Raw genomic sequence first — 25,568 nt, forward strand, 5'->3', positions numbered from 1 at the left:
TCACAAAAGTGAATAGTGTACACACTATGAAAAACAAATAGAAAAAATATCTAAAAAAACTCCAGTAAGGAATAACTTTCCAACAAAGGGTATAAAGTAATAAGATTAAAATAAAACCACAGCCCAGAAAGGGGGGTATAAAATGTTATCTAGCGGACAACTTTTAACATTAGTATCTATTATAGCATTATTCCTATTAATATTCGGTAGAGATGTAGGAGCTCGTCGTGCTATACTAATCGTATTTGCTGTTCTAATAGTTTGTGGTGCTTGCCATTATGCAACTCCTGCTCCAGTTGCACCAATTGCACCATATAGATACCACTGCTAATACAAGAACTAAAGTGGGAGAGCTTCATAAGCTCTCCTTTATATAAAGGAGTGATATGATGGGAAAACATCATCGTGACCGTGATCGTGATTATGATTATGAATATAACATGAGAGATCCTCGCGATATGGGAGACTCCCGCATGAGAGACCCTCGTGCAAGAGATCCTCGAATGGGCGATCCTCGAATGGGCGATCCTCGAATGAATGCTCCTCGTGGTAATGCTGGTAATGCTGGTAATGCTAATAATGTAGTGAATGCTGCAGGTAATACAATAAGAAACATTGCTAGTAGTATTAACTTTGCTGAGTTGTTAAGAGGTATCGACATAAATCAAATTATATCATTGGTTACTACTTTAGCCGGTGTAAATAATATGACTACTAATCAACTAGGTTCTATGTTAAGAAACCTAGATTTAAGCGAAATAAATAAAGCTCCAGCTTCAGGCAATTTAAGCCCTGATGAAATGAAAAATCAACTTTCAGCTTTAGCAGATAAATTAGACCAAATGGGAAATGGAACAGTACCTGAAGAGTTATTAAAATCAATAAAATCCTTACAACAATCACCTGAACTTATGAATATGTTCACTAGCTTTTTCAACTCCAGTATACCTAAGCAAAATAAAGATTAGAAAGTTGTTTCTTATCCATACAAAAAAGACATGTCTTAATGGACATGTCTTTCTCATTCTATATTATATTTAAAATTTTACTATACCTAACTTTTCAAGCAACAAAGCTAAGGTAGTGATGGAATTAAAGGTAAAATGGTTGAAAACTGAATACCAGTAGCCTTTTTTATGGATTAGGTAACAGTTGTATAATCCTATAAATAATAATACTGGAAAGGCTCTTAAGTTAAAATGAACAAATGCAAAGGTTATACTGCTTAATATAGCTGATAGATACACTCCTATTCTAGGTTTAAATATCCTTTCAAATAGTAACCACCTGAACACAAATTCTTCAAGAACTGGTGCAAAAATCGTAACTACAGGAATTACTAATAAGAATGCTTTTAGGGGCATATCTGTCATTATAGTAACTATCTCTTGTTGTTGTACTTGAATATTAAATTTTGTAATCACTGAAGTTTCAACAATAGACATTAAAATTATTATAATGTAAGATATAAACACAAATATAATAGCATAAATAATATTGAATTTTTTTAGACTAAAGTTATACCTATCATAATCTCCTGCAATTCTGTTACTTATACTATCTCCACTGTAACTTATGCCATACTGTAATGCCTGGTTATTTCTTGAAAAGTTACTTATACACCCCGATAACCTTATATATCTAATATTTAATAATACAAAGATAAAAGGAATTAAGTTTTGAGTAATTAGAGAAAGAATTATATATATTATACTAATTAATATTAACAGTATATAACTTCTATCTCTTTCCTTCCAAAATCTCCAAAATAGTAATAATGGAGGCATATAAACAAATAAAAATACAAGAGCATCTTTTAAAATATCAATTCCAGTCATTTAGGTTTCTCCTTGTTTACAGTTTTATCCATTAAACTACTAGCCCTAAGACTCTCGCTTTTACAAGCTGAGAGTTAAGGGCTGGTACACGCTGGATTGGTTCAACTTAACTATTCAAGGTTTGTTCAATAACATCTAATAGCTCCTCTTTTCCATATTTTTTAAGAGAAGAAAATGTTAATAACTGATCTTCTGGATCTATATTAAGGGTTTCTCGTATTACTTTTAAATTCCTTTGTAACTCATTCTTTGTTAACTTATCAATTTTAGTAGCTACTATAACAGTTCTATAGTTATAGTATTTTATCCAATTATACATAGTTACATCATCTGCTGTAGGTTTATGTCTGCAGTCCACAAGAAGGATTATTTTTTTCAGCTGTTCCCTTTTCAATAGATATGTTTCTATTACCTTTCCCCAGCTTTCTTTTTCTACTTTTGAAACCTTCGCATATCCATACCCAGGTAAATCAACAAAATAAAAGCCATTGTTAATTAAAAAAAAGTTCACTAATCTTGTTTTTCCCGGAGTCCCACTAACCTTAACTAACTTTCTTCTGTTGGTCAAGGTATTAATTAAAGATGACTTTCCTACATTGGATCTTCCTACAAAAGCTATTTCATCTCTATTATCAGTAGGGTATTGCGAGGCAACCACTGCTGAGGTTATAAATTCTGCTTGTTTTATTTCCATAAATTCATCTCCATCTAATCTTCTTTCACTAAAGCGTTTTGTAAAACTATATCTATGTTATCAGCCATTATATACTTTATTTTATTTTTTACCATCTTTGGTATCTTAAATAAATCCTTTTCGTTATCTTTTGGCATAATTACTGTATCAATACCAGCTCTGTAAGCTGCAAGACTTTTCTCTTTTAATCCACCAATAGGTAAAACCCTTCCAGTTAAAGTTATTTCTCCTGTCATAGCTACACTTCTCTTTACTTTTTTGTCACTTAAAGCTGATATCATAGCAGTTATCATAGTAACTCCAGCTGATGGACCGTCTTTTGGAACAGCTCCCTCAGGTACATGTATATGTAAATCCTTGTTCTTATAGAACTCTCCTTCTATTCCATATTTGCTGGCATTAGCTCTCACATAACTATATCCTGCTCTAGCAGATTCCTTCATAACATCTCCTAGTTGACCTGTTAACTCTAATTTTCCTGTTCCAGGCATAACAGTTACTTCTACCGGCAATGTATCTCCACCGTATCCAGTCCATGCCATACCCATTACTACACCAACTTTATCTTCTTCATTTGCAGTATCATAACTAAATACTTCTGGTCCCAAATAAGCTTTAATTTTATTAGGTGTAATAACAACCTTTTCCTTATCCTTTTCAAGCATTTCAGCTATAGATTTTCTTATGATGGATGCTATCTTTCGCTCAAGGTTTCTAACACCTGATTCTCTTGTATATCTATCTATTATGTAATATATAGAAGCATCAGAAAACTTAATTTTATCTTCATCTATTTCATGCTCTTTGAGTTTCTTTGGAACAAAATGATCTTTCGCTATATGAAACTTTTCTTCACTTGTATATCCAGAAACCTCTATAACCTCCATCCTGTCAAGTAGAGGTCTTGGTATGGTTTCTAAACTGTTAGCAGTTGTTATAAACATTACATTAGATAAGTCAAATTCTAATTCTAGATAGTGATCTCTAAAAGTATTATTTTGCTCTGCATCTAACACTTCTAATAATGCATCTGCTGGATCACCCCTAAAATCATTACTCATTTTATCTATTTCATCTAATAAGAACAAAGGGTTTTTAGATTTTGCTTGTTTCATTCCATATATTATTCTTCCTGGAATTGCTCCAATGTAAGTTTTTCTATGCCCTCTTATTTCAGCCTCATCTCTTACACCACCTAAGGACATTCGTACAAACTTTCTATTTAGAGCATTTGCTATAGATCTAACTATTGATGTTTTACCAACTCCTGGAGGTCCTACAAGACATAATATAGGCCCTTTCAATGATTTGCTTACTTTTCTAACTGCTAGATATTCTATTATTCTGTCTTTTACATCTTCAAGTCCATAATGTTCTTTCTCTAAGATCTGTCTAGCTTTCTTTATATCTAAATTATCTTCAGTTTCAACATTCCAAGGTAAGCTTAATATCCAATCTAAATAAGATCTTATTACTCCTCCCTCAGAAGAATAAGCTCCACTATTTTTTAGCCTATCTAGCTCATATAAAGCCTTTTCTTTTACTTGCTTAGGAAGTTTTAGCTTATTTATTTTATTCTTATATTTAGTTATTTCCTTTTTATCTTCATCATCTTCTCCAAGCTCTTCTTGTATAGCCTTTAACTGCTCTCTTAAATAGTATTCTTTTTGTACTTTATCTATTTTATTTTTTACTTTTACCCCTATTTTTCTTTCTAATTTTAGTATATCTATCTCATTTACTAATATATCAAGGAGTTTTTGTAATCTATCTTGAACATTATTCATATCCAAAAGTTCTTGTTTACTTTCCTGTTTTAGCATTAAATATGAGCTTACAATGTCTGCTAGTCTTCCTGGGCTCTCTATTTCTTCTAGTGTTACTAATGTTTCTACTGGTATATTCCCTGATAATTTTATATAATCATCGAAACTTTTTCTTACCGAGCGAACCAAAGCTTCACATTTTTTATCTTCAATAGTTTCTTCATCTTCTAAAATTTCAACCTCTACTTTAAAAAAAGGTTCCTTGTCAAGGTAATTATTTAATCTTGCCCTACTTTTTCCTTCAACTAATACACGAACAGTATCACCTGGCAACTTTAGTATTTGCTTTATATTACAAATAGTTCCCATTTCATAAATATCATCTTCATCTGGTTCTTCTATTTTGGCATCTTTTTGTGCTGATAAGAATACTATTTGATCTTCAATCATAGCTTCTTCAAGTGCAAGAATAGATTTTTCTCTTCCTACATCAAAATGTAGAACCATGTATGGAAATATAGTAATACCTCTCAAGGGAATTAGAGGAAGAACTTTTAAATTTTTGTCCATATTTCTCCCCTCACTTCAAACAAATTTAGTATGTTAAATTTAATTTATATATAGTTAGACTAATATATTATAACCATAAAACATGTTTTTTTCAATTATTCAATAAAAATTACCATATTTTTTTGCATTTACATAACTTATCTCCTGTTTTATATAAAACAGGAGATAAGTTATAATTTACATATTGAACTTAACCCTCTATTGATTCAGCTGATAACACATTTATATTGCTTTTAATATTAATGGATGTATTTTCCATAATTTCTTTTAATATTGAGATATCAATTACCTCCTGTATATTTTCAACAGCTACAACTTTAATGTCTTGTAAGTTTACAAAACTATCCTGCCAATTTTCTTTAGGAATTATTACAGTTTTTGCTCCTGCTTTTTTAGCAGCTTGAATTTTTGCAGTCACTCCACCTATTGGTTTTACTTCTCCATGTATAGATATCTCTCCTGTCATTGCTATTTCATTATTAACAGGAACATTATTTATAGCACTATATACCGCTGTAGCAATACTTATTCCTGCAGAAGGACCATCTACTGGAGCCCCACCTGAAAAATTTATATGTATATCGTAGCCATCACAATCTAAATCAAAAATTCTTTCAATTACCGTTATAACATTCTCCACAGAACATCTAGCAGTGCTTTTTCTCTTCATTTTCCTATCTCTAGCATTTATTTCTTCTTCTTCTATTATTCCAGTAATCTTCAATATTCCTTTTCGCAATGTAACTTTCTTTGCTGTAGCCTCTACAGACATGACAGCTCCAATGTTAGCTCCATATACAGCTAACCCATTAACATATCCAACAGTTGGTTTATCTATTATTTTTTTATCTGGTCTTGGTGAATATTGTCCATTTTCAATTACCCATTCTATATCACTTACTGCAATTGTTTTTCTGTCTTCGTTTAACGCCGTACCTGATGCAAGTTGAATTAAATTTACAACATCTCTACCATTTTGAGCATACTTTCCGATCAACTCACTAGCTTTATCATCTATTAAAAATCCAATTTTACTGACAGCATTTTTTGCTATAACCTCTATTTCAACCTGAAGCAAAGGTCTAAAAAATATTTCTACACACCTAGATCTTAGTGCAGGAGTAATTTCTTCTGGATTTCTAGTAGTTGCTCCCACTAATCTAAAATCTGCTGGTAATCCGTTATCAAATATATCTTTTATGTAGGATGGCATGTTGTCATCTGAAGAATTATAGTATGCGCTATCTAAGAACACTTTTCTATCCTCTAGTACTTTAAGCAATTTATTCATTTCTATAGGATGTAATTCCCCAATTTCATCAATGAATAAAATACCTCCGTGTGCTTTCGTAACAGCACCCGGTTTAGGTTGTGGTATTCCTGCAACTCCTAAAGGGCCTGCACCTTGGTATATAGGATCATGCACAGATCCAATTAGTGGGTCAGCTATTCCTCTATCATCAAATCTTACAGTAGTAGCATCAATTTCTACAAACTTTGATTTTTCATTAAAGGGTGAATAGTCTTTTTTCTTTGCATAGTCTAAAACTAATCTGGCAGCTGCAGTTTTTCCGATACCTGGAGGACCATATATAATTACATGTTGTGGGTTAGGTCCACATAGTGCTGCTTGAAGAGCTTTTATACCTTTCTCTTGACCGATTATTTCGTCAAAAGATGATGGCCTGCTTTTTTCTGTAAGTGGCTCTGTTAAGTTTATATCTCTTAACTTTTTTAAGTTCTCCATCTCTTTCCTGTTCTCTTTATCAATAACAATTCTTTTAGATTGCTGTCCTTTTAGTGCATTAAAAAAGTAAAGCCCCATAATTATAGTAAATATCAGTTGGATACTCATTAAAATATAAGTCATATTATAAAACTCCCTCCAAAATTCCCAGTAAATTTTAATAATATTTTGTTATTATTATGTGCATCTTTTCTTTAGTATATTCTATATTAAATTAATTAAAGGAATTTACTGGAGGAAATAAAGAGAGTACTGTATATCACAGTACTCTCTAAACTATGCTGTTTCTGGCCCTTTTCTGTTTCTTGTCTTTTTTACTTTTATAGGTGTTCTTTTACCATCTTCAGCATTAATGAGTTCAGGTTGTTTTGTTGTAATAGTTTCCTTGTTTACAACTACCTTAGCTATCTCTTCTCTTGAAGGTATGTCAAACATTACGTTTTTCATTGTATCTTCAATGATAGCTCTAAGCCCTCTTGCACCAGTGTTCCTCTTTAAAGCTTCCGCAGCTATAGCCTCTAATGCTTCATCTAAAAATTCAAGTTCAACGTTATCTAGCTCAAAAAGCTTTTTATATTGTTTAACAAGTGCATTTTTAGGTTCTTTTAATATACTAATTAATGCTTTTTCATCTAGAGCCTCAAGAGTTACAACTATTGGCAACCTTCCCACAAATTCAGGAATAAGCCCGAACTTTAATAAATCTCCAGGCATAATGTCTTGTAGAAGTCTTCCAATATCCTTTTCTTTTTTAGATTGTATATCTGCACCAAATCCTAATGTGCTAACTCTTGTTCTATTTTCAATTATCTTATCTATTCCATCAAAGGCGCCACCACAAATAAACAATATATTAGTAGTGTTTATTTGTATAAATTCCTGATGAGGATGTTTTCTTCCTCCCTGTGGTGGCACTGAAGCTACTGTACCTTCAAGTATTTTTAATAATGCTTGTTGTACCCCTTCTCCAGAAACGTCTCTTGTTATTGATGGATTTTCTGATTTTCTAGCTATCTTATCAATTTCATCAATATATACTATTCCTCTTTCAGCTTTTTCTATATCATAATCAGCATTTTGAATAAGTTTTAATAGTATATTTTCAACATCTTCGCCCACATAACCTGCTTCTGTTAAAGTTGTAGCATCTGCAATAGCAAATGGAACATTTAAAAATTTAGCTAAGGTTTGAGCTAAAAGGGTTTTTCCTGATCCTGTAGGTCCTAAAAGAAGTATATTACTTTTTTGAAGTTCTACATCATCACTATTTGCATTTGAATTAATTCTTTTGTAGTGATTATATACTGCTACAGATAAGGATTTTTTTGCATCGTCTTGACCTATTACATATTGATCAAGATAATTTTTTATTTCTATAGGCTTAGGAAGAGAACTCATATCTACCTGAACATCCTCTTCAAACTCATCACTTATTATTTCTGAACAAAGTTCTATACATTCATCACAAATATATACTCCAGGACCTGCAATCAATCTTCTAACCTGATCCTGTGTCTTGCCGCAGAATGAACATTTAAGTTGTTTTTTTTCATCAATTTTGGCCATTTTTACACCTCACCTAAAGGTTATTTCCTCTTTATAATAACTTCATCTACTAACCCATAATTCTTAGCTTCTTCTGCTGACATAAAGTTATCTCGTTCTGTATCCGCTTCAACTTTTTCAAGTGGCTGACCAGTTCTTTCACTCAATATAGTATTTAACTTTTTCTTGATTTTTAGTATTCTTTCTGCATGGATTCCTATATCTGTTGCTTGACCTTGGAATCCACCCAATGGTTGATGTATCATTATTTCTGCATTTGGCAGTGCGAATCTTTTTCCTTTTGCTCCTGCTGCAAGCAAGAATGCTCCCATAGAAGCTGCCATACCAACACAGATTGTAGACACATCTGGTTTAATATGCTGCATAGTATCATAAATAGCCATTCCTGATGTAATAGATCCTCCTGGGCTATTTATGTATAGAGATATATCTTTATCAGGATCTTCTGCTTCTAAAAACAATAGTTGTGCTACTACAAGACTTGCAGTAACATCATTAACCTCTTCACTTAACATTATTATTCTATCTTTTAAAAGTCTAGAATAAATATCATAAGATCTTTCTCCTCTATTAGTCTGCTCAACAACTATTGGTACTAAACCCATAAATCTCTCCTCCTTTAAATAATCATACTAGATGATTTTACCCATTTTTAAATTATTTATATCAACCTATAAAGGATGAAAATTAATTATTATTAGTTAAAATTAATTGCCAGAAAGAATCCTGGCAATTAACCACCTAAATTTATAATACTATGCTACAGCTTTACTACTATCTACAAGCAACTTTATAACTTTTTCGTTAACCACATCTACCTTGATATAATTCTTTTGAGTATCAAGGATTAGCTTAGCAGTTTTTTCAACTTCTTTGCTTCCGTATTGTTTTGCCATTTCTGTTGCTCTTTCTAAAAGTTCTTCATCTGTTACGTCTATATTTTCAACTTTTGCTATTTCTTCAATGACTAAATCAGTCTTTACTCTTTTTTCTGCTGTTTCTCTCATATATTCTTTAACTTTTTCTTCAGTATTATTTGTATATTGGTAATAAGTTTCAAGATCTAATCCTTGATATTTTAATCTCATTTCTAGATCTTTAAGCATATTATCTATTTCTTTATCAATCATAACAGCTGGAATATCTATTTTAGCGTTTGAACAAACAGTATCAATAACCGCTTCTTCATATTCTCTCTTTATTCTTAATTCATTAGCCTCTTCCATTTTTTTCTTTATATCTGCTTTAACTTCATCTAAAGTATCAAATTCAGAAACTTCTTTTGCAAAGTCATCATCTAATGCTGGTAGTTCTTTAACTTTGATATCTTTAATTGTAACCTTAAATAAAGCTTCTTTACCATTTAATTCTTCTTTACCATATTCTTGTGGGAAAGTAACTATAACATCTTTCTCATGGTTTTTCTTTAATCCTATTAATTGATTTTCAAAGTTATCTATAAATGAACCTGAGCCTATTTCTAGCTCATAATCCTTTCCTTCTCCACCTTCAAAAGCTTCATCGCCAACAAAACCTTTAAAATCTATTACAGCAATATCACCTTTCTCAACTGTTCCTTCTTCTTTTACTTCAACTCTAGCATTTTTTTGTTGCATTGCTTTTAATTCGTTTTCTATTTCTTCTTCTTTTACTTCATATACTGGTTTCTTTACTTCTAATTCTTTATAATCTCCAAGTTGTACTTCCGGCATTACAGTAATTTTTGCAGTATATACAAAATCTTTTCCTTCTCCTATTTCCACTATGTCAATTTCAGGATAATCAACAGGTTTTATATTATGTTCTTTTATAACTTCTGGATATGTACTATCACAGCAGAAATTTATAGCATCTTCATAAAATACTCCTTCACCATAATACTTCTTTATGATATTCATAGGAGCTTTACCTTTTCTAAATCCTGGTATGTTAAACTTTTTAGCATTTTTAGCAAATGCTTTTTTCATTGCCTCATTAAACTTTTCTGCTTCTACAGTTATTTCTAATTTTAAAACATTGTTTTCTATTTTTTCAATTTTAGCGTTCATTACATTATTCCTCCTAATTATCTACGCACTTATGTTAACCATAATATTATAACATATATTTAAAAGTATTAATATATGCCAATGTATATCCATATATCGATATAACTTATATGGTTATACGACTACAAATTCTTGTATTAATAATTATATACCAAAAAACATAATTTTTACAATTATTTTTTGTTTTTATGATAACTACACAACATTTCTTTAGATTTAATAATTTCATTAAAATTTAAATAGTTATCACTATAAACTTCTATGATTCCTATTCCATTATAACCTATTTCCTTTAATTTACAAAACATTTTTTTATAGTCCACTTCTCCCTTGCCAGGTAGTAGACATGAATTATTCATATCCCTGTCATTTATATGAAAATTAACCATACTTTTTCCCATTAAGTTTATGTATTTTTCAGGATCTATGTTAGCCTTATAAGCCTGCTTTATATCTAAAGTAAAATGCAAAGGATATTTACATTTTTCCTTTATGCTATATAAGAAGTTCAAATCAGAAGACATGCACCATGACACATTTTCTTGTGCCAACACTACATTTTCTTCCATAGCAGTATAAATTAGTTTATTGTATATATCTATTATATGATCTATGTTAACAAATTTTAAATCTTGAAACCTCATACCATGAAAAGTGTAGCATTTAGCTCCAAGTATTCTAGCCGCTTTACAAACCTGCTTAAAGTATACAAACATATCATCTCTTCTTCTCTTATAACTATCAAATAGAAAAGGTTCAAAAGATGATGAAAAACCATGAACAGAGTTAATGTTAAAACCATGTTTATGTTTTTCTTCAAGGAGCTTCATTATAAAATCTTCTTGATATTCCCTTTGACTATTTAAAAATATTTCTCCAGCTTCAAAACCTAAACTCTTAATTAATCCAATACTATCTTCTGTATTTACATTAGGATAAAAACTAGCTGATGACAACCCTATTTCCATTAAACCCTCCAAAATCTACGTTTATATTACACATCAATCTCATAGCTAACTGTCACTTACACTGCCGTCTGATTTTAAGAACACAGTTTTACCATCCTCAATGACTGTAATACCTTTATCTGTTAGCTTATCTAATTTTAAATCTTCTCCTTGAATTTCCTGTATGAAAGTGTGTGTTTTACTACTAGTATTTTCAATCCACACATATTTAGACGTCTTACCAATCCATGGCAGTTGGCTTATATAAGCAATGTTATCTTCATCAATAAATCTCGGAGATAAACACCATATGTAGCTAGGTTGATTAGATAAATGTTGACTTTTTGTTATAACTGACCCATCTGTTGCTACATATTTTGGATTAGTTATATCTTCGCTTTTCCCACTGATATCTAACAGTATAATTTTTTGAACTTTATCATCAAATATAACAATTTTTTTACCTGATGGACTTATACTATAATCCACATTACTTTCAGCTGGTGATATATATTTAAATATCTTATCGTTATTCTTAGTGTCGTAAACTGCTTTTATATTATCTCCATTACTTAACTGTATAGGATATTCCTCTAGTTTCTCTTCTTTATTTTTTTCTGCTAAGGATGAGTCTGTGTTATTTGAACTTTTTTTCTGATCTTTAGAAACTACTACATCATTTTTTGCATTACCTGCCTCTTGGTTTGTATGCTTAAATATTTTCTTAATGTTAACTGTATTCCCAAATGGCCCTTTCATATAGACAGCCATAGAAATAACTATTCCAATGGTTAAAATAATAATAACTATTATATTTTGTTTTCTTCTTTTCATTTTCTTTTCATAATTCTTGCTAAATATGCTTGGCTTTACCAATATTAATTCCTCCTAAGCAGTTCTTAATATTATATGAAAACTGGTTACAATTATTGATTTATAAAAATTGAAATCTTTAATTTATTTTAGTGCTATTTTTCAGCAATTCATAAATATTATAACTCAAAACTATAAAAAATAGTAATAATTTTTTGTTAATCTTAACTTGACAAACCCTAGTATTAATGTATAAAGTAAAAGAGTTACTCTTCATTAATCAATGAAGAGTAACTTTTTTATTTTAGGTATTCATACATAGTTTTATACTCTACTTCTTTATTCTTTATTTTAACGTCTATTGCAGTTAAAAATACTCTTGCAGTATCTACACATGTGAAAACCGGCACTTTGTATTCTGCAGCCTTTCTTCTTAGCTTAAATCCCTTACTATCAAGGTTATTTCCTTTTGTAGGTGTATTTATAACTAATTTTATAGAACCATTTGTTATCATATCTGGCATATCATCCATAGCCACAACTTTACAGGTTACTCCATTTTCACTTAAATACTTGCCTGTACCTTCTGAAGCATATATATCAAATCCTAACTTCATATATTCTTTTGTTATATATAATCCTTCTTCTTTGTCCACATCCTTAAGTGACACATATAAATTACCTGATGTAACTATATTTATTCCGGCAGCATTAAAGCCCTTAAATATGGCCTTATCTAATTCCTTATCTACACCTAGAACTTCACCAGTTGACTTCATTTCTGGTCCAAGATAAGTATCCACATCCGCTAATTTTTCCCCTGAAAATACAGGAACTTTTACAGCAAATAAATTCTTTTTCTCCATCAATCCTATACCATAATCAAGGTCTTTTAGTTTTTTACCTAGCATCAATTCTACTGCTATCTTTACCATTGGAACGCCTGTTACTTTACTTAGTATAGGTACTGTTCTTGATGCTCTTGGATTTACTTCTATTACATATACATTATTTCCATCAAACACATATTGTATATTTATAAGTCCGACTACATTCAAGCCCTTAACTATATTTTTAGTATAGTTAACAAGGGTTTTTACTGTTTCTTCATTTAAACTTACATAAGGATATACGGTTATGCTATCTCCAGAGTGAACTCCCGTTCTTTCTATATGCTCCATTATGCCTGGTATTAATATATCTTCACCATCTGCTATAGCATCAACTTCTATTTCTGTACCTCTTATATATCTATCTATTAGTATTGGATGTTCATTAGATAGTTGAACTGCTTCATTCATATATTTTGTAAGCCCTACCTTGTCATAAACAACTTCCATAGCACGTCCCCCTATTACATAAGAAGGTCTTACTACTACTGGATATCCTAACTGCTCTACTGCTTCGTAGGATTCTTCTATACTTGTAACTGCCACTCCTTTAGGACATGGTATATCTAGCTTTTCTAAGAAGCTTCTAAATTTATCTCTGTCTTCTGCTAAGTCTATTGAATTAAATGATGTACCTAATATTTTTACACCCTTTTCATGAAGCTTTTGTGCAATATTTATGGATGTCTGTCCTCCTAACTGAACTATAACACCCTCAGGCTTTTCATTGTTTATAACATTCATAATATCATCTATATGAATCGGTTCAAAATACAACTTATCTGCGGTGTCAAAATCTGTACTTACTGTTTCTGGATTATTATTTATTATTATAGCCTTATATCCTGCTTCTTTTATGGCCCACACCCCATGAACACAAGAATAATCAAATTCTATTCCTTGACCTATTCTTATCGGCCCTGAGCCTATAACTAACACTTTTTTATCATCAGTTATTATATTTTCGTCTTCATTTTCAAAGCAAGAGTAATAGTATGGGGTTTGTGCATCAAATTCACCACTGCATGTATCAACCATTTTATATACTGGGTATATATTATTTTCTTTTCTGATGTTATCAATTTTCTCTTTTGTTGCTCTTGTAAACTTAGAGATTTCTTCTTCAATAAATCCCATAGCTTCAGCTTCATACAATAATTCACCTGTTAAAGTCTCTTCTTTAAGCCTTTTTTCCATAGAAATAATATTGCTAATTCCATTTAAAAACCACTTATCTATTTTTGTGATTTTATGAATTTCATCTACTGTAGTTCCTTTTCTGAAAACTTCTGCTATAGCAAAAATTCTTTGGTCATCTTGAACCTTTATTTTCTCTATTAATTGATCTATGGTCATTTCTTCCATTTTATTAATTTTAAGTCCAGTAAACTTTCCATCTAGAGATGTAACAGCTTTTAAGAGTGAACTTTCAAAGGTTCTACTTATAGCCATAACTTCTCCAGTAGCCTTCATTTGTGTTCCTAAGCTTCTTTCTGCCTTGCCAAATTTATCAAAAGGCCACTTAGGTATCTTAGTTACTATATAGTCTAAGGTTGGTTCAAAACAAGCACTGGAAGTTCCCGTAACGTAATTTTTCAGCTCATCAAGACTGTATCCAATAGCTATTTTCGCTGCTATCTTGGCTATAGGATAACCTGTAGCTTTAGAAGCTAATGCACTGGAACGGCTTACCCTTGGGTTTACTTCTATAACCACATAATTACTGCTGTCAGTATCTAAGGCAAACTGAATATTACATCCTCCTTCAATTTTTAAACTTCTTATAATATCAATAGCTGCCTTTCTTAACATATGGTATTCTTTATCTCTTAAAGTCTGAGATGGTGCAACTACTATACTGTCACCAGTATGTATTCCTACTGGATCAATATTTTCCATGTTACATATAATAATACAGTTATCTTTACCATCTCTCACAACTTCATACTCTAGTTCTTTCCAACCCGCAACACTTTGTTCAAGTAGTATTTGCCCTATAGGACTTAACTTTATTCCTAAGTCACATATTTCTAGTAATTCTTCCATATTACCAGCTATTCCACCACCAGTTCCTCCTAGTGTATAAGCTGGTCTTATAATAACAGGAAATCCATACTTACCTACAAATTCAACACATTCATCAACTGTTGTAGCTATAATACTCATAGGAATTGGCTGGTTTGTTTCTATCATTAACTTTTTAAACTCTTCTCTGTCTTCCGCTTTCTTTATTGCCTCACTATTTATTCCTAAAAGCCTTGTATTATACTTATCTAGCACTCCATCCTGCTTTAGTTTCATTGCTAAATTTAATGCTGTTTGGCCTCCAAAGCCAGCCAGTATACCATCTGGTTTTTCCTGTTCAATTATTTTTGATACACATTCTACATTTAAAGGTTCAATATAAACTTTATCTGCTATATTACTATCTGTCATTATAGTAGCTGGATTACTATTTATAAGAATAGTCTCTATTCCTTCTTCCTTTATTGCTTTACAAGCCTGTGTTCCTGAGTAATCGAATTCCGCTGCTTGCCCTATTATAATTGGTCCCGATCCAAGTATCAAAACTTTTTTCAACGTTTTATCTAAAGCCATTACACTTCCTCCTATTTTATCGCTCCACAATTTAAAATCTATTTTAAACTTAACTATTGTTCAACTTATTGTATAGTACTCCAAAAAATATATACCTATAGCTTAAATTTAACTTATACGGAGGGATATGCTGCCAAAACTGAAGTCACTTTTAAAAACTTTTTTATAAGTCTTAGTGAAGTGTTTTTAGAAAATCTTAGAAGCTTTGATATGGTTGAAAGCCTGGATGGCTTTCAACGAGCGACTTATCAATGGTAATTGATAAGTTGGTCCGGACTGAGGTACGAGTTTATCAAAGTTTCTTATAAATTTATTATGAAACTACTCTTCCTTTCGTCAGAGTAGTACTCACAGAGTAAGCGACCATATCAAAATCACAGATTTTGTATGTCTGCTTAACCGATTCGCACAAAATCACAGATTTTGGCTCTCTGCTTAAAACACGAGCTTTAGACTGATTAAAAGTTTTTAACGTGCCGAAGTTTGGCATCATATTCCGGAGTATAAGTTAAATTTCGGGCATGATTATCTATGACTCCATTGATTTTATAAATTTATCGAATAAATATGCAGAATCCTCTGGTCCTGGTGCACCTTCTGGATGAAACTGAACTGAAAATACAGGTAAGTCTTTATGTCTTATTCCCTCAACAGTGTTGTCATTTAAATTTATATGGGTTATTACCATTTTATCTTTTATACTTTCTGAATCCACTGCGTATCCATGGTTTTGAGCAGTTATATATGCTTTGTCTTTTTCAATGTCATAAACTCCATGATTTCCGCCTCTGTGTCCAAACTTCATCTTATAGGTATCTCCGCCCATAGCCAATGCAAGTATCTGATGCCCTAAACAAATACCAAAGGTAGGATACTTGTTAACTATTTTCTTTACGGTATTAATAGCTACATCTACTGACTTTGGATCTCCAGGTCCATTACTTAATAATACCCCTTCAGGATTAAGCTTTCCTATTTCGTCAAAGGATGTGTTATAAGGTAATATTGTTATATCACAATCTTTACGCCTTAAATTGTTAACTATATTTGCTTTAACTCCGAAATCTAACACTACAACCCTATGACCTTTACCCTCTATGTGAATAGGTTCTTTTGTACTAACCTCATCCATATAGTATTCTTGTAAATCTGTGCCATCAAAATATTGTTTCAATTGTTCTTTATTTAATTCCTCTGTTGATATAACACATTTCATAGCACCAACGTTTCTTACCTTTTTAGTTATGCTTCTAGTATCTAATCCGTATATTCCAACCACATTCATTTTTTTTAGCATATGATCAACAGTATTTTCGCTTAGATAATTAGATGGGTTGTTTGAAATAGACTTAACAATAAAACCTTTAGCATGAATTTTGGTAGATTCATCTTCAGAACTATTTACTCCGTAGTTTCCGATTAATGGATAGGTCATTGTGATTATCTGCCCTGCATAAGATGGGTCTGTAAGTATTTCTTGATACCCTGTTATTGATGTATTAAAAACTAATTCTCCAACGGATGTACCTTTTTTACCAAAACCTTTGCCTTCATATATAGTTCCATCCGACAAATATAATAGCCCCTTCATGTTATCCACCTCTATTTAAATTTTTATAAACTCTATTTTCAAGAAACTTCCTATTTTAAACATTTTGTAATTTTTATTCAACAAAACTCATATTTATACACATAATATCATAAGGTCTAACTTTTGTCAATGACTATGATATTAGGTATTACGCCATATATGTATAAAAACAGCCTACTAAGATTAATAATTAGCAGGCTGCTTTTATGCATATTTTATAAAACTATTATTTCATATTATAACCATGAAATAATTATTATTTTATATTTCTGCTTCCTGGTTTTATGTAAGGTTTCCCCTCCACACACATAGGGCAACTTTCTTTTTCATAACTTTTTATATCTAATTGAATAGCACTGTATATAGGATATGGCATATCTACTGCTTCCGCTCTTCTATCAACTATACAGCAAAGTCCTACTACTTCTCCGCCTAAGCTTTTTATAACCTCAGCTACTTCTAGAGAAGATTTTCCTGTAGTTATTACATCCTCTGATATTATAACCTTTTGACCTTCAGTTATTTCAAAGCCTCTTCTTATTGTCATTACTCCATCCTGTCTCTCTGCAAATATTCCTGGCTTTTTAGTTTGTCTAGCTAATTCATAAGAAACAACTACTCCTCCCATAGCAGGCCCAACTATGATATCGAAATCTACATCTTTAATCTTATCAGCAACCACTGCCAAAACCTTCTCCGCTTTATCTGGATATTGTAGAAGCTTTGCACATTGACAATATCTATCGCTGTGTCTTCCTGAAGATAACAAGAAATGTCCTTCCAACAAAGCACCAGCCTCTTTTAATGTATCTATAATCATTTCATCCTTATTTCCCATATTACTTTCCTCCAAATCTATTTTTATCTTTATTATTTTGTTCTTTATATAGGTTCGAGACTTGAAATTTAAAATATCCGGTCGTATAAGTTAAATTTCGCCCCTAGCCCCTATATAATGCCTCTAATTTCTTCTAGGTTTTTTATGTTTTCTTTTTTCATATATTGCTCTATGCCATCAATGATATCCACGCAGATATCTGGTTTAATAAAGTTAGCTGTTCCTACTTGAACTGCATGTGCTCCTACCATTATAAATTCTATAGCATCCTGCCAAGAGCTTATGCCTCCCATGCCAATTACAGGGATGTTAACTGCTTTGCATACTTCATACACCATTCTAAGTGCTATAGGTTTTATAGCTGGACCTGATAATCCTGCTGTTATGTTATCAAATATAGGTTTTCTTCTTCTTATATCTACTGCCATTCCTTTAAATGTATTTACTAAGGATAGTGCGTCAGCTCCTGCTTCACAGCATTTATATGCCATATCTACAATATCTTCTGCATTAGGTGAAAGCTTAACAATTAAAGGCTTTGAACATATATTTTTTACTTCTTTTACAATTTCATAAGCTACCTCAGATTTTATTCCAAAAGCCATTCCTCCACATTTTACATTAGGACAAGATATATTAAGCTCTAACATATCTATCTTTGAAGAATTTAGTTTTTCCACTCCACTGATGTAATCTTCAGTAGTTCCACCACCTAAATTAGCTATTACCACAGTATCAAATTCTCTCATCTTACCTAGCTCATATTCTATAAAATGATCTACACCTGGATTCTGAAGTCCTACACTATTTAACATTCCGCCTCTTGTTTCGAATACTCTAATTCCGTCATTTCCTTCTTTTGGGTTTATTGTAAGTCCCTTGGAACTTATTCCCCCAAGCTTTGATACATCATAAAACTCATTGTATTCTTCTCCAAAACCAAAGGTTCCAGAGGCAGCAATTATAGGATTTTTAAATTCTACTCCACATATGTTAACTTTTTGCATTTTATAATCCTCCTCTTTTATAGCTTTAACTCTACTATAATAATTCGCTGCCTAGGAATACAGGACCATCTTTGCAGGTTCTTTTGTTTCCACTTTTAGTTTTACAGGTACAAACAAGGCAAGCACCAACTCCACAGGCCATGTGTTTTTCTAAAGATACATAAACAGGTACTCCGCTGCTTTCACATATCTTAACTACTTTCTCCATCATTACTTCTGGTCCACAACATAAAACCACATCATAGTCTTTTGGGTTAAATATTTCTGTTATATATCCTTTATGACCCACTACTCCATTTTCTGTAGCTACGTTAACTGTATTAACATATGCTTTAAATCCATCTAAAGCATATGGCATATCTCTAAAGCCTGCATAAACATCTATCTTACAATTACTAAGCTTTTCTGCTACATAGTACATAGGGGCAACTCCAATTCCCCCAGATACTATAGCTACATTTCCTTTTATTTTGTCTAAATCAAACCCGTTTCCAAAGGGTCCCATAACTTGCATTTTATCTCCGCTCTTCAGCTGGCTTAGTGCTATAGTGCCCTGTCCAACTACTTGATACAGGAAAACCAAAGATTCTTCATCAATATGATATATACTTATTGGTCTAGATAGTATAGGTTCTTTATCCCAAGATCTAACCATATAAAACTGTCCAGGCCTACCCTGAAAGCTGCCCTTTATGGTAAGTTCAAATATGCCTTGAGATATTTCCATATTTTTGTATACTTCTACAGAAGAATAGCGTACATTTAGCTTTTCCATTAATTTTACCATCCTTACACTAAAAATTAATATGTTTTTTCAACAGCACTTAATATATCTTCCCTCATACGTATAGCTTCTTCTCTAGCATATTCTCCATATTTCTTTTCTCCGTCTTCAAATTTCTTATATGCAAGAAGTATACCTCGGGATGAGTTAACAACTCCACCATTTCCTTTATTTAAGTAAAGTGCTACATCTTCAGCTTTTCCACCTTGAGCTCCGTACCCAGGTACCAAGAAAAAAGTTTTATCTAAACTTTTTCTTATCTCTATTCCTTCTTCCACGTGAGTACAACCTACTACACCACCTATAGAACTATATCCACAGCTTCCTAAGTATTTCTCACCAAGCTGCTGTATTTTTTCCCCCACAATATTATAAACTCTTCTATTAGCACTAGTTTTTATGTACTGTATATCTTCAGCTCCACTATTAGATGTTCTTATTAGTAAAAATACACCCTTTTCTTCATTTTTTATATATGGTAAGTATGGTTCCACACCATCTAATCCCATGTAAGGGTTTAACGTTACAAAATCACTTTCAAAATCTCCACTAAAGTGAGCTTTAGCATACATCTCTGCAGTTTTAGCTATATCTCCTCTTTTTATATCTGCAATAGCTAATGCATTTTTTTCTCTTATATAATCTAGAGTTTTTTTGTAAACTCTTAATCCAGACAACCCCAACGCTTCGTAATAGGCTATCTGAAGTTTATAACATGCAGCTAAGTCTATAGTATAATCTATAATAGTTTTGTTATACTCAAAAATTGCATCCTCTATGGAAGTATATTTATTCAGTATTTCCTGCGGTATATACTCTACTGCAGTATCCATTCCAACACATACATGTCCTTTATCTCTTACAGATTCATACAATCTATCTATTATCATAAAAGTCCCACTCCATTCATTTATAAGTCGAAAACTACTTTACCATTTTTTATTGTTTTTAAAATCTGTCCAAACACCCTTTTCCCATTAAAAGGTGTATTCTTCCCTTTTGATTGAAAATCTTCAGATGATATTACATATTCTTTTTCAGTATCTACCAATACTAAATCTCCATTATATCCTATTTCTATTTTTCCCTTTCTAGCTTCTAGCAATGCTGCTGGTCTTCTTGACATAATATCTGAAAGCTCATTCAAAGTTATATGTCCCTGCTTCACTAAAGCTGTATAGCATATAGAAAAAGCTGTCTCTATTCCAGATATTCCTGGAGCTCCATTTTCCTTATCTTCCTTAGTATGTGGAGCATGATCTGTGCTTATAGCATCTACCCATCCATCTTTTATGGCATTTATCAAATAGTCTACATCTTCTTTTTCCCTTATAGGTGGGTTTACCCTGTAATCACTGTTACAAAGAGCTATGTGATGAGGAGCTACTTCGCAAGTAATCTTATAGCCTTTCTTTTTAGCTTCTATTATATATTCCATAGATCCCTTAGTACTTACATGGGCTATATGTGCGGCACACCCTGCAAACTGTGCTAAAGCTATGTTTCTCCAAGTCATAGTATCTTCTGCTAGTCTAGTGCTTATTTCTGTTAGATTATGCTCTTCTGAATGGCACATCACTATTTTATTACTTTCCTTAGCCTTCATCATAGCTTCAAGCATTACCTTACTATCCATAACATCTTTTCCATCTTCGGACAATACCTTTACAGATTCATGAAGCTTATCTATATGAGATGTAGTTTTTCCATCAAAGTTATCTGTTATAGAAACTGTTTGATGAACATCTATAAGTCCTATATCTTTAGCCTTATCTAATACATAATTAACTGTATCCATGGTACTGCATACTGGGTTTGTATTTGCCATTAAGTTAACTAATGTATAACCACCTCTGACAGCTGCAAGACTTCCACTTTCAATATCTTCTTTATAGGTTAACCCCGGATCCCTAAAGTGTACATGAAGATCTACGAAGGATGGCATAAGAGTAAGTCCTTTGGCATCTATAATACTACAATTCTTATTTAAGTTTTCTCCGATTTCAGAAATTATACCATTATTTATATATACATCTCCAATAAAGTTGTGGCAATAATCAATTACTCTTGCTCCTTTAATTAATAGCTCCATATTTTTATCATCCTTTCAACCCATGTATAATTATAAGTATTAGTTAAATATAAATATATATACAGATAAAGTGAAACTTGAATCAGATGGGGTCTTAATTCCAGCTGATTCTTAGTTGAACGAATCCAGGGACGTAGCCGCTCTTTACTCCCAGTTAAGCAAAGAGGCAAAATCTGTGATTTTGATATGGTCGCTTACTCTGTGAGTACTCCTCTAAAGAGGAGTTTCCTATAAAAATAAGAGTATTAGAGCGGGTAGTCATCGGATAAACTTCTCAATTGTATATGTGACTGCGTATTTTATTAAATATCTGAAACCTTATATATATCGTCACAATATTTACACTTATATTCTCCAGTTTCACCGTCAACTAGGTAGAACACATGAGCTATATTTTCTTCAATTGAAGTTATACACCTTGGATTTTTGCATTTTATTATATTTTCAACCTTACTAGGTAGTTCTAACTTAATTTTTTTCTTTATTGTTTCATTTTCTATAATATCTATGGTTATGTTAGGATCTATAAATCCTAATACAGTAAAATCTAATTCTATATTATTCTCTATTTTTATTATATCTTTCCTTTTAAGCTTTGGGCTTTCCGCATTCATAATAAGGGCAACAGAATAATCTACTTTATCTAATCCTAAATAGTTAAATATCTTTATCCCATATCCAGATTTTATATGATCAATTACTATACCATTTTTTATACTATTTACTGTAAGCATCTTTTCTCCCCCTTTTAATTTCCTTATTTCATTCCAAGTAATTTTGCAATTAAAGCCATTCTTACATACATTCCGTACTTAGCCTGTTCAAAATAGAATGCTCTAGGATCTGAGTCCACCTCACAAGCAATTTCATTAACTCTTGGCAGTGGATGAAGTACAATGGTATCAGGAGATGCTTTTTTCATCTTATTTTCATCTAATATATAACTGTCTTTAAGTCTTATATAGTCTTCTTCATTGAAGAATCTTTCTTTTTGAACTCTTGTCATATATAGTATATCCAATTTACCTATAACATCATCTAGTTCTTCTACTTCCTCATATTGTATGTTATTTCTATTCAACTCTGACTTTATATAGTCTGGAATTTTCAATTCATTAGGAGATATTAAGAGAAACTTATTATTTTCAAATCTTGACATGGTTTTTATTAGAGAATGCACTGTTCTTCCAAACTTTAAATCTCCACAACATCCTATAGTTAAATTAGATAAGGTTCCTTTTACAGATTTAATTGTTAGAAGATCTGTGAGTGTCTGTGTTGGGTGTTGATGACCACCATCTCCGGCATTTATTATTGGTACGCTTGAATACATAGATGCAACCTTTGGTGCTCCTTCCTTTGGATGTCTCATAACTATAATATCAGCATAGCTTCCAACTACTCTTACTGTATCAGCTATACTTTCGCCTTTTGCTGCTGAACTTGAATTTGGTTCGGAAAATCCTATAGTTTTTCCTCCAAGTCTTAACATTGCAGCTTCGAAGCTAAATCTTGTTCTAGTGCTTGGTTCGTAGAATAATGTAGCAAGTAATTTACCTTCACAAATATGCAGATATTCCTCTGGATTTGAAGCAATTTGATGTGCTAATTCAAGAATTTCTTTTATTTCTTCTACATTAAAATCTAAAGAATCTATTAAATGTCTTCCTTTTAACATGTATATTTCCTCCTTCTTAGCCTCTCTGTGCTAAATTTAAAGGTATAAAAAATGCCTTCCTAACGGAAGGCATACTTATACTATACTCTAAAATCAAATTATCTATGTATAATTTGACTTATTAATTACTAATTTTATGGCCTTCCCGGCCTCACAGGACCAGTCTTAAAGGTTATTTATAATATTAACTTTTATCTAATTTAGGATAACACAAATTATATATAAAGTCAATATATTGCTTCAAGCTGCCAGTCCTTTATCAATAGTAGTGCCCATATGACGCTATATCTATACCTTACAAAACATATTGGTTCATTTTTGTTGTACAAATTAATGTTTACCTTTTTTATCTAGAGAATAAAACCCTAAAATTTTTACTCCATATTTATCTGCTAGTTTCTTTATCTTCTCTTCATCCTTCTTATTATACATGATAGATATATTACAGGCTGATCCAATCTTACTAGGCACTGATACTATATCGTACTTAAGCCTTTCTTTTTGTAGTAAGGTTTCTAATTTCATCCCTTCAGTCAAAGAAGGAAAAAGAATATAATTTTTAGCCTTGCCCATTTCATCACCTATATTAAAATTATTATACCATCAATTTCCTGCTTATAGATGTGGAACTTTTAAATTTAATTTAAAAGTTCCGTATCTACAGCTGAAGCTAATTCTAAAACTTAATGTATCTTACAATAATATATTACTATAGGTTATTTAACTTTGTTACTCATTATTTTTATACTATCTATCTTCTCTAAAGTAAGGTACAGTTAATCCCTTAGGTGGTGCATTTTTTTGCTTTTTTAGTGAAACTACTACTAAGATAGCTACAGTAACTACATAAAGCAACATATCTATTAAATACTGAGACACTTGAAGTGAGATTCCTTGAAAGTCTAAACCTAATAATGTCTGATCCACCAAAGATATATGCCCCTATAAGTCCACACAATGACACACCTATTAATATATGAATATATTTATCTAAATTTAACCTGACCATCTTTCATATCGTCGATTACAGCCAAAGATTCAAGTTGTATCCCTCTTTCAGTCATAAAATCTTTACCGCGTTGAAAAGATTTTTCGATAACTATTCCTACTCCTGCAACTTCAGCATTAGCATTGTCCAATATTTCAATAAGTCCTGATATTGCACTACCACTAGCAAGAAAATCATCTATTACTAGAACTTTATCTTCAGGTTGTATGTATTCCTTAGACACCTTTATTTTATATTCTTTGTTTTTAGTAAAGGAATATACATTTGCTTCATAAATGTCCTCACCTATATTGCTTCCAGCGTTTTTCTTTGCAAATACTACTGGCACATTAAAATATTGAGCAGTTATACAAGCTATAGCTATTCCTGAAGTTTCTATAGTTAATATTTTTGATACTTCCTTATCTTTAAATCTTTTCTTAAATTCTTTACCTATTTCATTAAATAAATCAACATCCAACTGATGGTTTAAAAAACTATCAACCTTTAATATTTTATTTTCTATTACTTTTCCATCATTTATAATCTTATTCTTAAGAAGTTCCATATTTATCTCCTTTATAAAGTTATTGTTAATCAAAGAATTTTGTTGTTTTTTGTCAAATTATAAAGTAAAACAAAAGCTTCTAGATATAATCTAGAAGCTATAATTATTATGATATAAGGTAAAAACCTACGCAATGCCAATATTATAAAATTTATTTTTGGCGCGCCCAGCAGGAGTCGAACCTGCGACCTCTGGATTCGAAGTCCATCACTCTATCCAGCTGAGCTATGGGCGCCTACAGCCTTCATTATAATTCTTTATCTTAAGTTTTAAATTGGAGCGGGTGAAGGGAATCGAACCCTCGTAACCAGCTTGGAAGGCTGGCACTCTACCATTGAGTTACACCCGCATGTTTGGAGCGGAAGATGGGATTCGAACCCACGACGTTCACCTTGGCAAGGTGACGCTCTACCACTGAGCCACTCCCGCAAATATTAATTTTTGTACTATTATTAATAAACTGTAGTTTATTAAATGGTGCAGGTGAAGGGAGTCGAACCCCCACGCCGTTGGCGCTAGATCCTAAGTCTAGTGCGTCTGCCAAT

General features: G+C 31.8%; 23 protein-coding genes and 3 tRNA genes. 2 read left to right on the plus strand and 24 right to left on the minus strand.

Going from position 1 to position 25,568, the window contains the following annotated elements; all coding sequences use genetic code 11:
* Window positions 1-142: 142 nt before the first annotated feature.
* Complete coding sequence (locus HGI79_RS05700) at window positions 143-331, plus strand: hypothetical protein (RefSeq protein ID WP_185649700.1); 189 nt, start codon at window positions 143-145, stop codon at window positions 329-331.
* A 58-nt stretch (window positions 332-389) separates the two neighbouring features.
* Window positions 390-968, plus strand: a complete 579-nt coding sequence (locus HGI79_RS05705) for a hypothetical protein (RefSeq protein ID WP_185649701.1) — start codon at window positions 390-392, stop codon at window positions 966-968.
* 69 nt (window positions 969-1,037) lie between these two features.
* Here the strand turns inward: HGI79_RS05705 and HGI79_RS05710 are convergent, their stop codons facing one another.
* From HGI79_RS05710 to HGI79_RS05825, 24 genes are all read right to left on the minus strand, one after another.
* Entirely contained in the window at window positions 1,038-1,838 is an 801-nt protein-coding gene (locus HGI79_RS05710) for a CPBP family intramembrane glutamic endopeptidase (RefSeq protein WP_185649702.1), read from the minus strand.
* Window positions 1,839-1,944: 106 nt separating this feature from the next.
* Complete coding sequence (gene yihA / locus HGI79_RS05715) at window positions 1,945-2,532, minus strand: ribosome biogenesis GTP-binding protein YihA/YsxC (RefSeq protein ID WP_185649703.1); 588 nt, start codon at window positions 2,530-2,532, stop codon at window positions 1,945-1,947.
* A gap of 14 nt (window positions 2,533-2,546) precedes the next feature.
* The gene (gene lon, locus HGI79_RS05720; protein WP_185649704.1) at window positions 2,547-4,868 is read right to left on the minus strand and encodes an endopeptidase La; all 2,322 of its coding nucleotides are present in this window, start codon (window positions 4,866-4,868) and stop codon (window positions 2,547-2,549) included.
* 190 nt (window positions 4,869-5,058) lie between these two features.
* A complete protein-coding gene (gene lonB / locus HGI79_RS05725; protein ID WP_185649705.1) occupies window positions 5,059-6,738 on the minus strand; it encodes an ATP-dependent protease LonB in 1,680 nt (559 codons plus the stop codon).
* 153 nt (window positions 6,739-6,891) lie between these two features.
* Complete coding sequence (clpX, locus tag HGI79_RS05730) at window positions 6,892-8,181, minus strand: ATP-dependent Clp protease ATP-binding subunit ClpX (protein WP_185649706.1); 1,290 nt, start codon at window positions 8,179-8,181, stop codon at window positions 6,892-6,894.
* A gap of 20 nt (window positions 8,182-8,201) precedes the next feature.
* A complete protein-coding gene (clpP, locus tag HGI79_RS05735; protein WP_185649707.1) occupies window positions 8,202-8,786 on the minus strand; it encodes an ATP-dependent Clp endopeptidase proteolytic subunit ClpP in 585 nt (194 codons plus the stop codon).
* Window positions 8,787-8,936: 150 nt separating this feature from the next.
* A complete protein-coding gene (tig, locus tag HGI79_RS05740; RefSeq protein ID WP_185649708.1) occupies window positions 8,937-10,229 on the minus strand; it encodes a trigger factor in 1,293 nt (430 codons plus the stop codon).
* Window positions 10,230-10,402: 173 nt separating this feature from the next.
* Window positions 10,403-11,197 (minus strand): sugar phosphate isomerase/epimerase, encoded by a 795-nt coding sequence (locus tag HGI79_RS05745; protein WP_185649709.1) that lies wholly within the window; start codon window positions 11,195-11,197, stop codon window positions 10,403-10,405.
* Between the two features lie 45 nt (window positions 11,198-11,242).
* Complete coding sequence (locus tag HGI79_RS05750; protein WP_185649710.1) at window positions 11,243-12,052, minus strand: hypothetical protein; 810 nt, start codon at window positions 12,050-12,052, stop codon at window positions 11,243-11,245.
* A gap of 236 nt (window positions 12,053-12,288) precedes the next feature.
* On the minus strand, window positions 12,289-15,477 hold the full coding sequence (gene carB / locus HGI79_RS05755; protein ID WP_185649711.1) for a carbamoyl-phosphate synthase (glutamine-hydrolyzing) large subunit: 3,189 nt from the start codon (window positions 15,475-15,477) through the stop codon (window positions 12,289-12,291).
* A gap of 529 nt (window positions 15,478-16,006) precedes the next feature.
* Complete coding sequence (gene carA, locus HGI79_RS05760) at window positions 16,007-17,068, minus strand: glutamine-hydrolyzing carbamoyl-phosphate synthase small subunit (RefSeq protein WP_185649712.1); 1,062 nt, start codon at window positions 17,066-17,068, stop codon at window positions 16,007-16,009.
* A gap of 256 nt (window positions 17,069-17,324) precedes the next feature.
* Window positions 17,325-17,906, minus strand: coding sequence for an orotate phosphoribosyltransferase (gene pyrE, locus HGI79_RS05765; RefSeq protein WP_185649713.1), 582 nt, complete (start codon window positions 17,904-17,906; stop codon window positions 17,325-17,327).
* Window positions 17,907-18,016: 110 nt separating this feature from the next.
* The gene (locus HGI79_RS05770; RefSeq protein WP_185649714.1) at window positions 18,017-18,913 is read right to left on the minus strand and encodes a dihydroorotate dehydrogenase; all 897 of its coding nucleotides are present in this window, start codon (window positions 18,911-18,913) and stop codon (window positions 18,017-18,019) included.
* Between the two features lie 34 nt (window positions 18,914-18,947).
* Entirely contained in the window at window positions 18,948-19,688 is a 741-nt protein-coding gene (locus tag HGI79_RS05775) for a dihydroorotate dehydrogenase electron transfer subunit (RefSeq protein ID WP_185649715.1), read from the minus strand.
* A 26-nt stretch (window positions 19,689-19,714) separates the two neighbouring features.
* Entirely contained in the window at window positions 19,715-20,587 is an 873-nt protein-coding gene (gene pyrF, locus HGI79_RS05780; protein ID WP_185649716.1) for an orotidine-5'-phosphate decarboxylase, read from the minus strand.
* 20 nt (window positions 20,588-20,607) lie between these two features.
* On the minus strand, window positions 20,608-21,789 hold the full coding sequence (locus tag HGI79_RS05785) for a dihydroorotase (RefSeq protein WP_185649717.1): 1,182 nt from the start codon (window positions 21,787-21,789) through the stop codon (window positions 20,608-20,610).
* 302 nt (window positions 21,790-22,091) lie between these two features.
* A complete protein-coding gene (locus tag HGI79_RS05790; protein ID WP_185649718.1) occupies window positions 22,092-22,523 on the minus strand; it encodes an aspartate carbamoyltransferase regulatory subunit in 432 nt (143 codons plus the stop codon).
* A 23-nt stretch (window positions 22,524-22,546) separates the two neighbouring features.
* Window positions 22,547-23,467, minus strand: a complete 921-nt coding sequence (gene pyrB, locus HGI79_RS05795) for an aspartate carbamoyltransferase (RefSeq protein ID WP_185649719.1) — start codon at window positions 23,465-23,467, stop codon at window positions 22,547-22,549.
* A gap of 330 nt (window positions 23,468-23,797) precedes the next feature.
* Window positions 23,798-24,040, minus strand: coding sequence for a DUF3343 domain-containing protein (locus HGI79_RS05800; RefSeq protein WP_185649720.1), 243 nt, complete (start codon window positions 24,038-24,040; stop codon window positions 23,798-23,800).
* A gap of 174 nt (window positions 24,041-24,214) precedes the next feature.
* The gene (locus tag HGI79_RS05805; protein ID WP_185649721.1) at window positions 24,215-24,394 is read right to left on the minus strand and encodes a hypothetical protein; all 180 of its coding nucleotides are present in this window, start codon (window positions 24,392-24,394) and stop codon (window positions 24,215-24,217) included.
* A 59-nt stretch (window positions 24,395-24,453) separates the two neighbouring features.
* Window positions 24,454-25,023, minus strand: a complete 570-nt coding sequence (locus HGI79_RS05810) for a xanthine phosphoribosyltransferase (RefSeq protein ID WP_185649722.1) — start codon at window positions 25,021-25,023, stop codon at window positions 24,454-24,456.
* Window positions 25,024-25,181: 158 nt separating this feature from the next.
* Window positions 25,182-25,258: transfer RNA gene (locus tag HGI79_RS05815), tRNA-Arg, on the minus strand.
* Window positions 25,259-25,298: 40 nt separating this feature from the next.
* Window positions 25,299-25,372: transfer RNA gene (locus HGI79_RS05820), tRNA-Gly, on the minus strand.
* A gap of 5 nt (window positions 25,373-25,377) precedes the next feature.
* A tRNA-Gly gene (locus tag HGI79_RS05825) sits at window positions 25,378-25,452 on the minus strand.
* Between the last annotated feature and the right edge of the window lie 116 nt (window positions 25,453-25,568).

It is taken from the genome of Clostridium sp. DJ247 (genome assembly GCF_014231265.1).

Excerpts from the sequence above, each read along its gene's own strand:
- HGI79_RS05700 (WP_185649700.1), top strand. The coding sequence starts at position 143 with ATGTTATCTAGCGGACAACTTTTAACATTAGTATCTATTATAGCATTA.
- HGI79_RS05705 (WP_185649701.1), top strand. The coding sequence starts at position 390 with ATGGGAAAACATCATCGTGACCGTGATCGTGATTATGATTATGAATAT.
- HGI79_RS05710 (WP_185649702.1), bottom strand. The coding sequence starts at position 1,838 with ATGACTGGAATTGATATTTTAAAAGATGCTCTTGTATTTTTATTTGTT.
- yihA (WP_185649703.1), bottom strand. The coding sequence starts at position 2,532 with ATGGAAATAAAACAAGCAGAATTTATAACCTCAGCAGTGGTTGCCTCG.
- lon (WP_185649704.1), bottom strand. The coding sequence starts at position 4,868 with ATGGACAAAAATTTAAAAGTTCTTCCTCTAATTCCCTTGAGAGGTATT.
- lonB (WP_185649705.1), bottom strand. The coding sequence starts at position 6,738 with ATGACTTATATTTTAATGAGTATCCAACTGATATTTACTATAATTATG.
- clpX (WP_185649706.1), bottom strand. The coding sequence starts at position 8,181 with ATGGCCAAAATTGATGAAAAAAAACAACTTAAATGTTCATTCTGCGGC.
- clpP (WP_185649707.1), bottom strand. The coding sequence starts at position 8,786 with ATGGGTTTAGTACCAATAGTTGTTGAGCAGACTAATAGAGGAGAAAGA.
- tig (WP_185649708.1), bottom strand. The coding sequence starts at position 10,229 with ATGAACGCTAAAATTGAAAAAATAGAAAACAATGTTTTAAAATTAGAA.
- HGI79_RS05745 (WP_185649709.1), bottom strand. The coding sequence starts at position 11,197 with ATGGAAATAGGGTTGTCATCAGCTAGTTTTTATCCTAATGTAAATACA.
- carB (WP_185649711.1), bottom strand. The coding sequence starts at position 15,477 with ATGGCTTTAGATAAAACGTTGAAAAAAGTTTTGATACTTGGATCGGGA.
- carA (WP_185649712.1), bottom strand. The coding sequence starts at position 17,068 with ATGAAGGGGCTATTATATTTGTCGGATGGAACTATATATGAAGGCAAA.
- pyrE (WP_185649713.1), bottom strand. The coding sequence starts at position 17,906 with ATGGGAAATAAGGATGAAATGATTATAGATACATTAAAAGAGGCTGGT.
- HGI79_RS05770 (WP_185649714.1), bottom strand. The coding sequence starts at position 18,913 with ATGCAAAAAGTTAACATATGTGGAGTAGAATTTAAAAATCCTATAATT.
- HGI79_RS05775 (WP_185649715.1), bottom strand. The coding sequence starts at position 19,688 with ATGGAAAAGCTAAATGTACGCTATTCTTCTGTAGAAGTATACAAAAAT.
- pyrF (WP_185649716.1), bottom strand. The coding sequence starts at position 20,587 with ATGATAATAGATAGATTGTATGAATCTGTAAGAGATAAAGGACATGTA.
- HGI79_RS05785 (WP_185649717.1), bottom strand. The coding sequence starts at position 21,789 with ATGGAGCTATTAATTAAAGGAGCAAGAGTAATTGATTATTGCCACAAC.
- HGI79_RS05790 (WP_185649718.1), bottom strand. The coding sequence starts at position 22,523 with ATGCTTACAGTAAATAGTATAAAAAATGGTATAGTAATTGATCATATA.
- pyrB (WP_185649719.1), bottom strand. The coding sequence starts at position 23,467 with ATGTTAAAAGGAAGACATTTAATAGATTCTTTAGATTTTAATGTAGAA.
- HGI79_RS05800 (WP_185649720.1), bottom strand. The coding sequence starts at position 24,040 with ATGGGCAAGGCTAAAAATTATATTCTTTTTCCTTCTTTGACTGAAGGG.
- HGI79_RS05810 (WP_185649722.1), bottom strand. The coding sequence starts at position 25,023 with ATGGAACTTCTTAAGAATAAGATTATAAATGATGGAAAAGTAATAGAA.